The sequence below is a fragment of the Apibacter sp. B2912 genome (assembly GCF_009827835.1).
Taxonomy (GTDB): Bacteria; Bacteroidota; Bacteroidia; order Flavobacteriales; family Weeksellaceae; genus Apibacter.
The window spans coordinates 150947-166167 of sequence record NZ_WINV01000001.1; the positions used below are offsets into that span (position 1 = coordinate 150947).

11 protein-coding genes are annotated in these 15221 nt (G+C 26.6%); 7 read left to right on the forward strand and 4 right to left on the reverse strand.

What is annotated here, in order from left to right; translation table 11 throughout:
- The first annotated feature begins 204 nt into the window (after nucleotides 1–204).
- Nucleotides 205–1017, forward strand: a complete 813-nt coding sequence (locus tag GFV01_RS00615; RefSeq protein ID WP_160564068.1) for a M12 family metallopeptidase — start codon at nucleotides 205–207, stop codon at nucleotides 1015–1017.
- A 96-nt stretch (nucleotides 1018–1113) separates the two neighbouring features.
- On the forward strand, nucleotides 1114–2394 hold the full coding sequence (locus GFV01_RS10080) for a matrixin family metalloprotease (RefSeq protein ID WP_185150306.1): 1281 nt from the start codon (nucleotides 1114–1116) through the stop codon (nucleotides 2392–2394).
- An 84-nt stretch (nucleotides 2395–2478) separates the two neighbouring features.
- Here the strand turns inward: GFV01_RS10080 and GFV01_RS00625 are convergent, their stop codons facing one another.
- Nucleotides 2479–4071 carry a peptide chain release factor 3 gene (locus GFV01_RS00625; protein ID WP_105297977.1) on the reverse strand — a complete coding sequence of 531 codons (1593 nt, stop codon included), beginning with the start codon at nucleotides 4069–4071 and terminating at the stop codon, nucleotides 2479–2481.
- A gap of 375 nt (nucleotides 4072–4446) precedes the next feature.
- Between GFV01_RS00625 and GFV01_RS00630 the strand changes: the two genes are divergently transcribed.
- The 4 genes from GFV01_RS00630 to GFV01_RS00645 all read left to right on the forward strand — a co-directional run bounded on the left by GFV01_RS00630 (nucleotide 4447) and on the right by GFV01_RS00645 (nucleotide 8657).
- Complete coding sequence (locus tag GFV01_RS00630; protein WP_160564070.1) at nucleotides 4447–5505, forward strand: nucleoid-associated protein; 1059 nt, start codon at nucleotides 4447–4449, stop codon at nucleotides 5503–5505.
- Between the two features lie 54 nt (nucleotides 5506–5559).
- Nucleotides 5560–6189, forward strand: coding sequence for a 4'-phosphopantetheinyl transferase superfamily protein (locus GFV01_RS00635; RefSeq protein ID WP_160541985.1), 630 nt, complete (start codon nucleotides 5560–5562; stop codon nucleotides 6187–6189).
- Between the two features lie 49 nt (nucleotides 6190–6238).
- Nucleotides 6239–8113: a glycosyltransferase family 9 protein gene (locus tag GFV01_RS00640; RefSeq protein ID WP_160564072.1), complete on the forward strand. Its 1875-nt coding sequence runs from the start codon at nucleotides 6239–6241 to the stop codon at nucleotides 8111–8113.
- 67 nt (nucleotides 8114–8180) lie between these two features.
- Nucleotides 8181–8657 (forward strand): CYTH domain-containing protein, encoded by a 477-nt coding sequence (locus GFV01_RS00645; RefSeq protein WP_160564074.1) that lies wholly within the window; start codon nucleotides 8181–8183, stop codon nucleotides 8655–8657.
- A gap of 2449 nt (nucleotides 8658–11106) precedes the next feature.
- On the opposite strand, the gene pncA is transcribed toward GFV01_RS00645, so the two are convergent.
- The gene (gene pncA, locus GFV01_RS00650; protein ID WP_160564083.1) at nucleotides 11107–11706 is read right to left on the reverse strand and encodes a bifunctional nicotinamidase/pyrazinamidase; all 600 of its coding nucleotides are present in this window, start codon (nucleotides 11704–11706) and stop codon (nucleotides 11107–11109) included.
- A 163-nt stretch (nucleotides 11707–11869) separates the two neighbouring features.
- On the opposite strand from pncA, the gene pncB reads away from it, so the two are divergent.
- Entirely contained in the window at nucleotides 11870–13039 is a 1170-nt protein-coding gene (pncB, locus tag GFV01_RS00655; RefSeq protein WP_160564085.1) for a nicotinate phosphoribosyltransferase, read from the forward strand.
- 182 nt (nucleotides 13040–13221) lie between these two features.
- Here the strand turns inward: pncB and GFV01_RS00660 are convergent, their stop codons facing one another.
- Together GFV01_RS00660 and GFV01_RS00665 are read right to left on the reverse strand one after the other, a co-directional pair.
- Nucleotides 13222–14106, reverse strand: a complete 885-nt coding sequence (locus GFV01_RS00660) for a GRP family sugar transporter (RefSeq protein WP_160564087.1) — start codon at nucleotides 14104–14106, stop codon at nucleotides 13222–13224.
- Between the two features lie 26 nt (nucleotides 14107–14132).
- A complete protein-coding gene (locus GFV01_RS00665; RefSeq protein ID WP_160564089.1) occupies nucleotides 14133–14912 on the reverse strand; it encodes an SDR family NAD(P)-dependent oxidoreductase in 780 nt (259 codons plus the stop codon).
- Nucleotides 14913–15221 lie beyond the last annotated feature (309 nt).

Genomic DNA, 15221 nt, shown 5'->3' on the forward strand with positions numbered 1-15221 from the left:
TTAAATTTTTATTAAACTTCTGCTTTTTGCAGTATTTAAAATTTTATAAAAGACAATTGGTTAATCAAATATAATTACCATATAATAATTTAAAAATACAATTATATCACATAATCATAATATTATATACACTTTGAATTATAATTCAGAATATAAAATTAAATATTTTTTCCTATATTTGATAAATTTATAAATGTTATGATTATGAAAAATTTTACTTTTTTTTTACTATTATTTTCATCTGCTTTTCTGGTTTCTTGTAATGAGGAATCATTAACTTCAGACATTTATCCTGAAAACAAATCTTCAGAAAATGAAAAATTTTGTGTAGATGCCTTTCTACCCGGAGATAATTTTCAGACCTCAGAATTGGATAAAGAAGTTTCCGGTTATGGTGTAACCACCATTATAAAAAAATGGAATCCCGGAGATACCATTAAAATCAAATTTTTAAATGGTTCATCGTATTTGCAAGATAAAGTCAGAACATATGCAAGTGAATGGCTTCAGTTCGCTAATTTAACATTCAAATATGTTACTGCGGATCAATATGCCGATATTAAAATCAATTTTGATAACAGCGGAAAATCATGGTCTTATGTGGGCACCGATTCAAAATACATTTCTCAACAAAGTCCTTCTTTGAACTTTGGTTGGTTTACGGATTTTACTCCTGAAAATGAATTATCTAAAACAATTCTTCATGAATTTGGTCATGTTCTTGGATTACATCATGAACATCAAAACCCTAATTCGAATATAAAATGGAATAAACCGGTAGTATATGCTTATTTTGAAGGTGCACCTAATTATTGGAATAAGGACAAAGTGGATTTTGAAATTTTTTATAAATACAGCAAGGCATTAACTAATTATTCGGCTTTTGATAAACATTCTATCATGCTTATTTCATTTCCTGCTTCATTCACTTTAAATCATTGGCATAGTCAACCCAATTATAAATTATCTTCTACTGACAAGAAATTTATTGCTAAGCAATATCCAAAAAGTAAATAAATGTTAAAATCACTTTATATAACTCTAATTATTTTATATAAAGTAATATTATTAAACATTTATTCTGGATTTATAAAACCTTAAAAAATCTTAAATATGAAAAAATTTTCCTACATATTTTTATTAAACGTAAGCCTATTTGTATATATGGTTTCCTGTACTGAAGATTCATTAAATTCTGATATTGTACCGGACAAAAGTACAGCTCAAAAAGAACATTTTTGTTTAGATGCTTATTTACCGGATGACATTATTCAACCCCAAGATTCAACTCAAGAAGTTATTGCTAATGGAGTAATTAATAAATTTAATAAATGGAATACAGGACAAACTATAAAAATTAAATTTTTAAACGGAAACTCTTATTTACAGAATAAAGTAAAACAATTTGCCGGTGAATGGTTGAAATATGCTAATTTAAACTTTGAATATGTTCCTGCTTATCAATATGCTGATATAAAAATAAATTTTGATAATAGTGGTCAGTCTTGGTCTTATATTGGAACTGATGCTAGATCCATTACTCAACGTATTCCTACCATGAATTTCGGGTGGTTTACAGATTCAACTCCTGATTATGAATTTTCAAGGACAATAATTCACGAATTCGGACATGCACTTGGTTTACAACATGAGCATCAAAGCCCCGCTGCTAATATTCAGTGGAATAGACAAAAAGTATATGAATATTATGCCGGAGAACCTAATTATTGGAACCAAGCGTATGTTGATAGTAATGTTTTAAATAAATATAATTCAACTACAACTAATTATTCTTCTTTTGACAGTCAATCAATCATGCTTTATTCTATTCCTGCATCTTTAACTTTAAATGGGTGGTCAAGCGGTTGGAATACCGTACTTAGCGAAATGGATAAAAGATTTATATCTGAACAATATCCCGGCAGGTATGCATATGTGGAAACAAAAAATTTCTACAGATATAATATAAACGGACAGCATTTTTATACATCAAATTATAATGAATTAGGAAATAATCATTTTGAGGGGATATTAGGAAAAATTTATGCTAATCAAGTGGAAGGATCTTATCCTATATACAGATATTATAATTTTTTAAACGGTGATCGTTTATCTACACTTGATTGGAACGAATTAAAAAACGGTGGACAAGGAGGATGGATTTTTGAAGGCATATCCGGTTATGCATTCAATACTCATAAACCTAATACAATTCCGGTTTATCGTTTTTACAAATCATATAAAAAGAAATCGGATCATTTGCTCACCACCAACAAAAATGAACTTAAAATCTGGATATCCGAAGATGGTTCGTTAGTTTTAGGTAAAGGTAAAAGTTATATTCCCATTAATGTCTATAGATATGAAGGCATAGCATTTTATATTTTAAGATAATAGTAACAGATACTATTGTTCGTTAAAAAAAGAGAGCTAAATTTTTTTTAGCTCTCTTTTACAATGTTTTTTTATATATTTTACCTAAAATTCATTCGTAAAATGAAGTTTTACCGATGGAAATTTTTCTTGAGTCATGGTTATACTAAATGCAGAATCAGCTAAGAAGACTAATTGCCCAAACTTATCTTTAGCTAAGAATTTTTGTTTCACCCTCTTAAATTCTAAAAATTCCGATGATTTTTCATCCTCTGTTTCCACCCAACATGCTTTATGTATATGAATTGGTTCATAACTGCATTTTGCTGAATACTCATGTTCTAAACGATATTGTATTACTTCAAATTGCAGCGCACCCACTGTTCCTATGATTTTCCTGTTATTCATTTCCAATGTGAATAATTGCGCAACTCCTTCATCCATTAATTGATCAATACCTTTTGCCAACTGCTTGGTTTTCATAGGGTCTTCATTATTTATATAACGGAAATGTTCCGGTGAAAACGATGGAATTCCCTTGAAATTTAATTTTTCTCCTTCTGTTAAGGTGTCCCCGATCCTGAAATTACCGGTATCGTGCAAACCAACAATATCTCCGGGAAAACTTTCTTCCACAACCTCTTTTTTATCTGCAAAAAAGGCTGCAGGACTGCTAAATTTCATGGTTTTATTTTGACGTACATGCAGATAATTGGTATTTCGTTTAAAAGTTCCGGATACAATTTTTACAAAAGCTAAACGATCCCGATGTTTAGGATCCATATTGGCATGAATTTTAAATACAAATCCCGTAAAACTCGTTTCTTCCGGTTTAACTAATCGTATATCGCTCATTTTAGGTAGCGGATTGGGTGCAATTTCAACGAATGCATCTAATAATTCCTGAACTCCAAAATTATTTAATGCGGAACCGAAAAATACCGGCTGTAAGGTTCCGTTCAAATATTCTTCTTTTGAAAATTTTGGGTAAACCGAGTGTATTAATTCTTGTTCATTCCTTAGATTTTCTGCTGCTTGGTCGCCAATAAGTTCATTTACTATTGGATCATTTATATCTTTAATCTCAATACTCTCTCCTACTTTTTGTTTTTTTTCTTCGGTGAAGAATTTAAAATTATTCTCCCACATATTAAAGATTCCTTGAAAATCTAATCCCATACCGATGGGCCAAGATAATGGTGTAACCCTTAATTGTAACTTTTGTTCAACTTCATCTAATAAATCAAAGGCATCTTTACCCTCGCGATCGAGTTTATTGATAAATACCAACATAGGAATATTCCTCATTCTACAAACTTGAACCAATTTTTCAGTTTGTTCTTCAACTCCTTTGGCTACATCTATAACTACAATTACTGAATCTACGGCAGTTAGTGTTCTATAGGTATCTTCGGCAAAATCTTTATGCCCGGGTGTATCTAATATGTTTATTTTTTTTCCTTTATATTCAAAGGCTAATACGGAAGTAGCAACCGAAATACCTCTTTGTCTTTCAATCTCCATAAAATCTGAGGTTGCCCCTTTTTTGATTTTATTGCTTTTTACAGCTCCTGCTTCTTGAATTGCTCCACCAAATAAAAGTAATTTTTCTGTTAAGGTTGTTTTACCAGCATCCGGATGGGATATAATTCCAAAAGTTTTCCTTCTTTTAATTTCTTTTTCTAGAGTGGTTCCCATATATTATTAAATGTTTGCAAATATAAACTATTTAAAATTTCTAATTTTAATGTAATTAATTAGTTTTTTGTAGAATTTCTATAATGAATAAGATAAATAATTAATAAAAATCCAATTCAAATTTTTTAGAAGAATATTAAAGTTAATTCATAAATATTTTTATTTAAAATAGTTTTAACTGAATTCTAAAAAATATTGATATCATTTTAAATGAAAATAAGATTTTTTGATTTTGGATTTCACTAATTTATTTTAGAACAAGGAGTTTGTTTTGTGTAAATTACATAATTTCAATAATCAAAATAAATTAGTAATGAATATTATTTACTGATATTTTTAAATGAATTACTTTTGTAATTCTTATCAGGCAAATTTATGACGATTAATTTAAAACATGCTGTAATTTCCAAATTAACTTTACAATTTTACGGTAATAAACTTCGTGAAGAAAAAAACATTTATGCCGGTGATTTATTTCATTTAAATGAAAAAGAAGAAGAGTCTATGCAACCCTTTTTCCTTTCCCCTTTTAAAAAAAATTTGGAATACTATGAATTTACACATTATACGCAAGACATAAATTTTAATATTTTATATTCTTTATGTAAAGATGTTTTTGAAGATGCCATCGATTTTGTCAGTTTTTCAGACAAAGTTTTGGATCACCTTTACGAAAAATCCAATCACCCACAAATTAAAAAAGGCGAAATTTTTATTGCTTTATTCAATGATATTGATATTGGACAGGAGTCTAAAATTTCCGGCATCGGAATATTCAAATTAGAAAATAAAAACAAATTTCTTCGATTTAAACATTCTGACATTGTTGAATGCGCCATACAGAAAGGTTTTAGATTAGACTCATCCATTGATAAGAGTTGTTTAATACTTAATACACATAAAGAAAGTGGTTATAAAATATTGGTACATGATGATGCTCATGTAGAATCCGAATATTGGAAAAAGTCATTCCTGGAAGTAGATTATATTAAAGATGATTCGTATCAGACTAAAAATTATATTAATTTATTAACTGATTTTTCACAACAAGTAATTTTTGAGGAAAAAGGAAAAAAAATTCAAACTGAATTTATCAGTAATTGTCTTCAAGTATTCAATGAAAACGAAACGATAACTGAAGAAATTTTAGAGAAGGAATTATTGGAAAATTATAATTTGGTTGATGAATTTAAATCATATAAAAAAGATTATTCAGAAAACTCAGGGGTCCAATTTTCGGAAATTTTTGATGTTTCCACCAATGCTTTAGCAAGGGAAAAAAGAAAAATTAAAACTGATATCAAATTAGACACATATATTCAAATTAAATTGGATATTAACAGACCCGAAGCTTCCGAAGATTTTCTAGAGCAAGGGTATGATGAAGAAAAGAAAATGTTTTATTACAAAGTATTTTACAATTCTGAGTTATAAGAGAATTATCATAATTTTATATATTTATTTACTAATCTATTTAAATTATCTTAAATGCCTATTGTAGATTTTATTATACCTGATTATTTTACGAGAATAGTTACTTGGAAAGTCAGTGAAACTAATGAGGAATTGTTACGGATATTAAAATTAGATAACATAAGACAAGGTAAGTATGATTCTTTAACCCCTAAAAGAAAACGTGAATATTTGGGATTACGAGCTTGTTTGATGGCTTTAGGTTTAGATAGTACCGTGAAATACACTAAAGAAGGAAAACCCTATGTTGAAGGAACTTACAATATTTCCGTATCTCATTCACATGGAGTAGTCTGTGTTGGTGCCTCATCTTTCAACATTGGCGTAGATATTGAATTAGAAAGAGATGAAAAAATTAACACTATAAAATATAAGTTTATTCGAAAGGATGAATTTGAATTCATACCAAAAGGTGAGGAAAAGGACTATTATCATATTCTATGGGGATTAAAAGAAGCCCTGTATAAAATACACCATGGAAACTTATGGTCTTTCTTAAATCACTATAGAGTAGAACCCTTTCAATTGAAAAGTGATAAACCTATTGTATGTTGGATTATTGATGAAAAAGCGAGTGTTAAATATTATGCCTACTATAAGAAAATAAATAATTATTACATGACTTATGTACTAAATTATGAATAATTTTTTTTTCTACTTTTGCCGAACTATTTTATAATTAAATATTATATTTTTGAAAAAAGCATTAATTATACAAAATAAATTTATCGGGGATGTTTTAGTATCCAGTGTACTTGCTAAAAATTTAAAAAAAATATTTTCTAATATTGAAGTTCATTTTTTTTGCTATAATAATGCTATTCATATCCTTCAGAACAATCCCTATATAGATAAAATTATTGGGTTTGAAGATTCTGAATTAAAAAAATTACCTGTTTTATGGGAGTATACAAAATACATACAAAAAGAAAGATATGATCTACTATTCGATCCTTATGCTAAATTGCAAAGTCGTTTTATAACGTTGTTTTCTAAAGCTCAAAGGAAAGTTAGTTTTGATAAACCTTTTTTTAAATATTTTTATACGGATGTTTTTGTTGAGGAAAAGTTTCCTAAGTTTATACATTGTACATCTATCGAAAATAGATGCCTTTTACTTTCTCCTTTTGTAGAGGATTTTTCTAAAATTGACTTTCAAACCGAAATATTTTTAACCGAGCAAGAAATAAATAATGCTAAAAAATTAATGATCGATTCCGGAGTCAGTTTTACTAAACCTATCATTATTATTGGAATATTGGGAAGCAGTTTAAAAAAATCTTGGCCTTTATCTTATATGGCTGAATTAATTAATTACTTATTAAAACATTATGATATAGATATTTTATTTAATTATATTCCTAAGCAACAAAAAGAAGCGGATGATCTTTTAAAAGAAATTGAACATAAAGAAAAAATATTTACTTCCATTCTTGGAAATAATATTCGAGAATTTGCTGCCATATTATCTAATTGCAATGCATTGATAGCCAATGAAGGGGGAGCTGTTAATATTGCTAAGGCCATTCAAAAGCCAACATTTTCAATATTCTCACCTCATAAATTTAGAAAAGATTGGGGATGTTATGAAAATTTACTTATTCATAAAAGTTTTCATCTAATGGACATTTTCCCTGAAATATATACAGAATATTCACTTAAAGAAATTTTACGTAAGCCTGAACCTTTTTATAAACTAATGAACCCGAAAATGTTACTTGGTAAAATTGATAATTTTTTATTAAATATTCTAGGAATCAATAAAATGGAATCCAATTTACCACAAGAAATTGAAACTAAAAAACCAAAAATAACTGCTTTATGTATCACCTATAATGAGGAAGAAAATGTTGATCGATTTATGAAAGATATTTCTTTTGCCGATGAGATAATCGTAGTGGATTCATTTAGTACAGATAGAACTAAGGAACGTTTTAAAAAATATCCTAATGTAATTTTCATTGAAAGAATATTTGATAATTTTACTAATCAAAAGAATTTTGCTATTGAACGCGCGACTCATGAATGGATAGTATTTTTTGATTTAGATGAACATATACCGATTGCTCTTAAAAATGAAATATTAATAACTGTAAATTCTCCATTTCCTAGAGATGCTTATTGGATAAAAAGAAATTTTTATTTTAAAGACAAACTCCTGAAACACAGCGGATGGAAGAATGATAAAGTAATACGTTTATTTAAAAAAGATAAATCCTTATATAAAAGCAGTAAACTTGTTCATGAAGAAATAGAATGTAAAACCGAACCGGGATATTTAAAAAACAGATTGGATCATTATTCTTTTAATTCTGAAGAAAAATATTTAGATAAGTTAGATAAATATTCCCGACTTAAAGCAAAAGAATTATTTGAAAAGGGTAAAAAATCTAATTTTCTACATCACCATATTAAACCTATATATCGTTTTCTCCATCATTATATTATTCAATTTGGTTTTTTAGATGGAAAAGAAGGATATATTATTTCTAAAATGTATTCACAATATGTTTCCGACAGATATAAATATTTAGACCAACTTTGGAAATCTAAAAAGAACAAAAACTAACTTTAAATATTTGTATTTATTTATAATTTACAAATGAAATATTCAATAAAATTGTTTATTACATCATATGGGACAAGAAATTGAAAGGAAATATTTAATTACAGGAGAATTTAAATCGAAGGCTATTAAAAGTTTACAAATTAAACAAGGATATCTATCTTCAATACCTGAAAGAACTGTACGTGTTAGAATCCAAGACAATCAAGGTTTTTTAACCATTAAAGGTTCAAATAAAAAAAATAGTATAAGCAGATTTGAATGGGAAAAGGAAATCACAAAAGAAGAAGCTAATGAACTTATACAATTATGTGAAATGGGTATTATCGATAAGAAAAGATATATTATTCCCTTTAGAGATAAAATAATTGAAGTAGATGAGTTTTACGGGGAAAACGAAGGACTAATCCTTGCAGAAATTGAATTAGATGATGAAAATGAAAATATTGAGAAACCGAATTGGTTAGGAAAAGAAGTCACTGACGATCCAAGATATTACAATTCAATGCTTATGAAAAATCCTTATAAAAATTGGGATAACAAATAATTTTATTTTAAAGTAATCTTATTATTAAATTTATATTACTTAAATTTTAGATTATTAAAAACTTACCTGCCATCATAAAAGTAGCTAATAATAAAAGAATACTTCAAACGCCTTTAACTAATTTTAAATACTATTCTTAACTCTATTATTTTTAACGAATATTTAATTGAAAAATATATTATATTTTTATATTGATATATATAACTGTATTTATTATTTATATTAAAAACTTTATAATTATAAATAATATCTATCTTTTATAATCTTAAGTTACTTATATTTATATAATTGATTTTTTAAAAAAAATATAATGGCATAGATTTTGTCTTATATAAAATGTTCATAAGGCAGTGAATTTTCGTAGTAGTTAGTTTTAAACCCCATTAATTATGGGGTTTTTTTATATATAAATTTAAAACATTGATAGTAAATATTTTGCAAAACACCTTACGATGTAATTATTACTATTTTAGTAGTAAACATTAAATTTTAAAATTTATAAATTACTTGCACAACCCAATGGCACAGATATTGCCTTACTTAAAATGTTCATAAGGCAGTGAATTTTCGTAGTAGTTAGTTTTAAGCCCTATTAATAATAATAGGGCTTTTTTATTATATTAATTGTAATTTTATCTTATATAATTGTATCATTTCCAATTTTTATAACATTTAATTACCCTAAAACAAACATTTTACACAAATAATAATTTTATATAATTATGGCATGAATTTTGTTTTAAAATAATTGTTCATAAGGCAGTGAATTTTCATAGTAGTTAGTTTTAAGTCCCGCATTCATTTGCGGGACTTTTTTTATTTAATGCATTTTATCAACATATTATTTTAATTATATAATAATATAAGTAAAATTATAATATATTACTACCATATGATTTTATATTATGGCATGAAATTTGTTTTTAAATAATTATTCATAAGGCAGTGAATTTTCATAGTAGTTAGTTTTAAGTCTCACTTTTATTAGTGAGACTTTTTTATTTAAAGCAATCAATAAGATATATTATTTCATAACGTATAAAATATTACCATATTTATAATATATAAATAAATTAAATATAGCAATTATGGCATAGAATTTGCCTTTAAACAATTATTCATAAGGCAGTGAATTTTCATAGTAGTTAGTTTTAAGTCTCACTTTTATTAGTGAGACTTTTTTTATTTAAAGCAATCAATAAGATATATTATTTCATAACGTATAAAATATTACCATATTTATAATATATAAATAAATTAAATATAGCAATTATGGCATAGAATTTGCCTTTAAACAATTATTCATAAGGCAGTGAATTTTCATAGTAGTTAGTTTTAAGTCTCACTTTTATTAGTGAGACTTTTTTTATTTAATATAATTTAAACGATTATTATTTCATATAATATATATTATTAATTATATTATCGTATTTAATTAAATTAAATATATTTTTTATGGCATTAAATTTGACTTTAAACATTTGTTCATAAGGCAGTGAATTTTCATAGTAGTTAGTTTTAAGTCTCACTTTTATTAGTGATACTTTTTTATTTAATATAATTTAAAAGATTATTATTTCATATAATATATAACATTAAGCATATTATTGTATTTAATTAAATTAAATATATTTTTTATGGCATAGAATTTGCCTTTAAACAATTGTTCATAAGGCAGTGAATTTTCATAGTAGTTAGTTTTAAGTCTCACTTTTATTAGTGAGACTTTTTTATTTAATACTTTATTTAAACTATATTATTTCAATTACAAATTTATTATCAATAAATTATTATAATTAAATAAACAAAACACATATATTATGGCATAGAATTTGACTATAAACAATTGTTCATAAGGCAGTGAATTTTCATAGTAGTTAGTTTTAAGCCCCGTATTACGGGGCTTTTTTTATTAACAGAAAAATTATTTTTTACTAAATTTATTATCGAATCAGTCAGCTAAAAAAATACATCTGAATAATATGTTTGATTTGAGATAAGTTTTTTTTTAATCCCGTTCTTTTTAATTTGAGAAGAACTTTATTAATAAATTAAATACAAAATATTACTATTTTTCCAATATATGCTTCATATAATTCTTTTAATTATTTATTTGTTGAAATAATTTAAAATGGAAAATTTAATAACATATTAGATCAAAAAACGTTAATTCATATTTATTTTTAAAAAGAAAAATAATGTATTCACTATAAATTATCTTAAAAATTATATAAACACATATAATTTATAATAATTTAACTGGTTGAAGTATTATGGCATGGAATTTGTCTTACTATAAATGTTCATAAGGCAGTGAATTTTCATAGTAGTTAGTTTTAACCCCGTTCCATAACGGGGTTTTTTATTATGATTAAATAAAACAGTAAAATCAATAGTATATATACTTATACTAGTATTTAATTTAAAAATATCTCTAAAAATATTATTGTTATATTTTTTCTATAATACTACCTCCACTTTGTATAAAATTTCTTTTAATATTTTCAAAATTTGATACATCAATGGCCTTTGTAGCATTTTCAATAATAGTAGATGTAAATCCTAATTCCAGAGCGTCTTTGGCTGTAAAATATACACAATAATCTGCTGCCAATCCACAAATAAAAATTTCCTTCATTCCTCTCCCCTTTAAAAAATCCCCCAAACCTGTAAATTTTAATTTTCCATTATCATAAAAACCACTATAACTGTCAATAGTAGTATTAATTCCTTTTCTAAAAATCGCTTCTATTTTATTTTGATTCAGTTCCGAAGATATTTCGGCTCCAAAAGTGCCTTGAACGCAATGATCCGGCCATAGAACCTGTTCTATACCATTTAAATCTATTTTGTCATACACGCTTTTATTACTATGTTGCGAAGCAAAACTTTTATGTCCTTTGGGATGCCAATCTTGAGTGGCAACAACCAAATCAAATTTTCCCTGAATGGAATTAATAACGGGGATTATTTCATTCCCCCCTTGTACGGCTAAGCTTCCTCCTTGAAGAAAATCGTTTTGAATATCAACTACTATTAATGCTTTCATTTTAACCCTATATTGTTTTGATCCGATAAATATAATCTTTTTATTTTTATCTTATATTCGATAAAAACAAAAGGTTTTATTAATTAAATGGCTTATTAATAATAGTTTTAATCATAAAAATTGTAACTTTGACAAATACCTTTTTAGAAAACATATTTTAATTATGATAATAAAGCATTTTACAGACAACGATTTATATAAATTTTCAGTAATGCATGCCATTCAAAAATTATATCCATGGGCATATGTTAGATATGACTTTATAAATCGAGGAAAAGATGATTTTCCAAAAGGTTTTGCAGAAAGGCTGAAAGAAGAAATAAATAAAATGATTAGTTTGAAATTAACTAATGATGAAAAAAATTTTATTTTAAAAAGATGCTATTTTTTAGATCCGTTTTTTGTAGATTTTTTAGAAGGGTACAGATACAATCCTGATGAAGTTCATATTTCCCAAGAAGGCGGTAAATTAAACTTGTATGTTGAAGGATATTGGTATAGAACTGTCTTATGGGAAGTTCCGCTTATGGCTATGATATCGGAATTGTATTTTGAAATGATCGGCACAAAGCCAAAAGATATTGAAATTAAAGCTAAAGAAAAAGCGATTGGACTTAAAAATTTAAAAGCCGATTATTCTGAATTTGGTACTCGTAGAAGATATTCATTCGACGTTCAAGATAAAGTTGTAGGAGTATTAAAGGAAAATTCCGATAAATATTTTAAAGGGACCAGCAATGTATATCTTGCCATGAAATATAATACAACTCCAATAGGCACTATGCCTCATGAATGGTTTATGTACCATGGAGCTTTATTCGGTTATCGCTCAGCTAACATTAAAGCTCTGGAAGCTTGGGTGGATGTTTTCCAGGGAAGTCTGGGTATTACCTTAACAGATACGTATACATCACAATCATTTTTTAAATCTTTTAATTTAAAACTGGCAAAATTATTTGACGGAGTGCGTTGTGACAGTGGAGATCCATTAGAGTTTACAGAAAAAACTATCGATTTTTATAAGAAAAATAGAATCGATCCTTCTTCAAAAACTATAGTATTTAGTGATTCATTAAATTTAAATGAGGTTAAAAAAATAAAAGAACATGTCAAAGACAGAATCCATGACACTTATGGCATCGGAACATACTTATCTAATGACGTGGGTGTTAAGCCTCTTAATATGGTAATTAAATTAACTCATGTAAAAGAAAAACCTTCTGATGATTATTTAAATGCTGTAAAGCTATCTGATGTTTTAGGTAAAAATACAGGAGATGAGAATGAAATCAATTTCAGCAAATTATCCTTAGGTTTAAATGAAAATATATGATTGTAATTTCTATCTAATTAAAACTTATATATTATTAAATTATATTTTATATAGGGTATAAATATAATTACCATTGGTTTATATTTGAGAAATTAATACATTTAAAATTCAATTACAATAATAGAGAATTGAGTAATTGATTCTTAAAAGCCTCAAAAAAGATTAATATATCAATTCCTAACTTAGGATTTATCGAATACGCCGGACAAATAAATAAAAAATAATCCTACCACGATCACAGTCATACCAATTATAGATGATATCCACTCTTTTTTGGTTTTTCTTTCTTCATTAAAATAAACTCCTGCAATTACTGAGACAATAATGGATGCTTGACCAACCGGATAGGCTACTGATAATCCTAATTTCATTTGAGAAATCAATATAGCTAAATTACCTATAGCCCACACCACCCCTACAACACTATTTTTCAAAGAATTAAGATTATAGGGATTTACTTTGAAATATAAAAATGCTATAATATTAATACCAAGTAGTTGGCCTATAGATTGAGGTAAAAGACTCGACCAACTATCAATATTATAGTATTTTAAAATACCAACATACAATGTAAAACCTAAGGAAGATAATAAATTAACTGAAATTCCTTTACTCCAATTTATTTTTTTAGCATCATCATTTTCGATTACTTCCTTATATGAAGTAAAAATAATTCCTAAAATAATTAACGCTAAAGCACTAAAACCAAATATTTTTGAATTAAGAGTAGACCAATCTCCTAAAAATACGCCTAAAATAGAAGTACCAATGATCTGAGTTCCATTGGATATGGGCATTGACTTTGAAACTCCCAAATATTTCAATCCCATAAATTGACCTACCGATCCGATTGTCCAAAATAATCCGGATACGATTCCAATTCCTATAATATGAAGATTTAAAGCAGGATGTTTAATGGCATATATAATGCAAGCAAATATAAAACTCCCTATTGCAATACCAAATGATTGTTCTATAACCTTTCCACCTATAAGGGTAGCTATAACGGGAACAAAACCCCAAGATAAAATAGGAATACAGGCTATTAAAAAGTCTGTAATATTCATATTTTAAAGATATAGTGTAAAATCACTTAGGCATTTTGCCCTAAAATTGACAATGCTCCATCTACTGTATAAGTTGAACCCGTAACGTAAGAACTTGCATCGGAAGCTAAAAATAAGGCTACATTAGCAACTTCTTCCGGTGTACCGCCTCTTTTCATAGGGATAATATCTTCTTTTTCTTTTAATAACTTCGCTTCATCAGTAAATTGTTTGTTGATAGGAGTAAGTATCATTCCCGGAGCAATATTATTAACTGTTAATTCTCTTGATGCCAATTCAATAGCCAAAGTTCTGGCCAAATTCCTCATTCCGGCTTTAGCTGTATTATAATCAGCATCTCCCGGTCTGCAAATATATTCATGTATAGAAGTCACATTAATAATTCTTGATCCTTTATATGAATTGTTTTTTTTCTTAAGTTTTAAAAATTCTTTAATACAATAGAAAGGTCCATATAAATTGGTTTTTATAGTTCTATCCCAATCTTCCAAGTTCATATCCTCCACATATGTATTTTTACCATTTATTCCAGCATTGTTAACTAAAATGTCTATATCGGTAAAATCTTGATTAACCAAATTGAAAAAACTTTGAGTTTCATTATAGTCTGAAACATTTACCTGATATGCTTTAACTTTTACGTTCAATCCTGATAATTCTTGCACCAAATTTTCTGCTCTTTCCTTTCCCGAATGGTAAGTTATAATAACATTAGCGCCTTCATGCGCAAATTTTTCTGCAATCGACTTTCCAATACCTGAACTTGAACCTGTAACTAATGCTGTTTTATTTTGTAAAATTCCCATGTCTTATTGTTTAAATTATTTTATTTATAAATTGATAACTTTATTTTTATTTATTATTTATTATATAAATCATTTATCACATTACTATATTAACTAAGTAAAGAATTAAATTTTTAAATTCTTTATTAACCATTTTGTTCCTTAAATAAGTACTATTTATTTATAGTTTAAATAGCACTTATTTAGATTTCTTTGCCAAAAATTATGTAGTAGTAAGTAATTGTTATAGAGTAGTTAAGTTATAAGATATAAAAACAATATTTTTAAGTCTTAATTTCGAAAAACTCAAAAAAGTAGCTATAAAATATA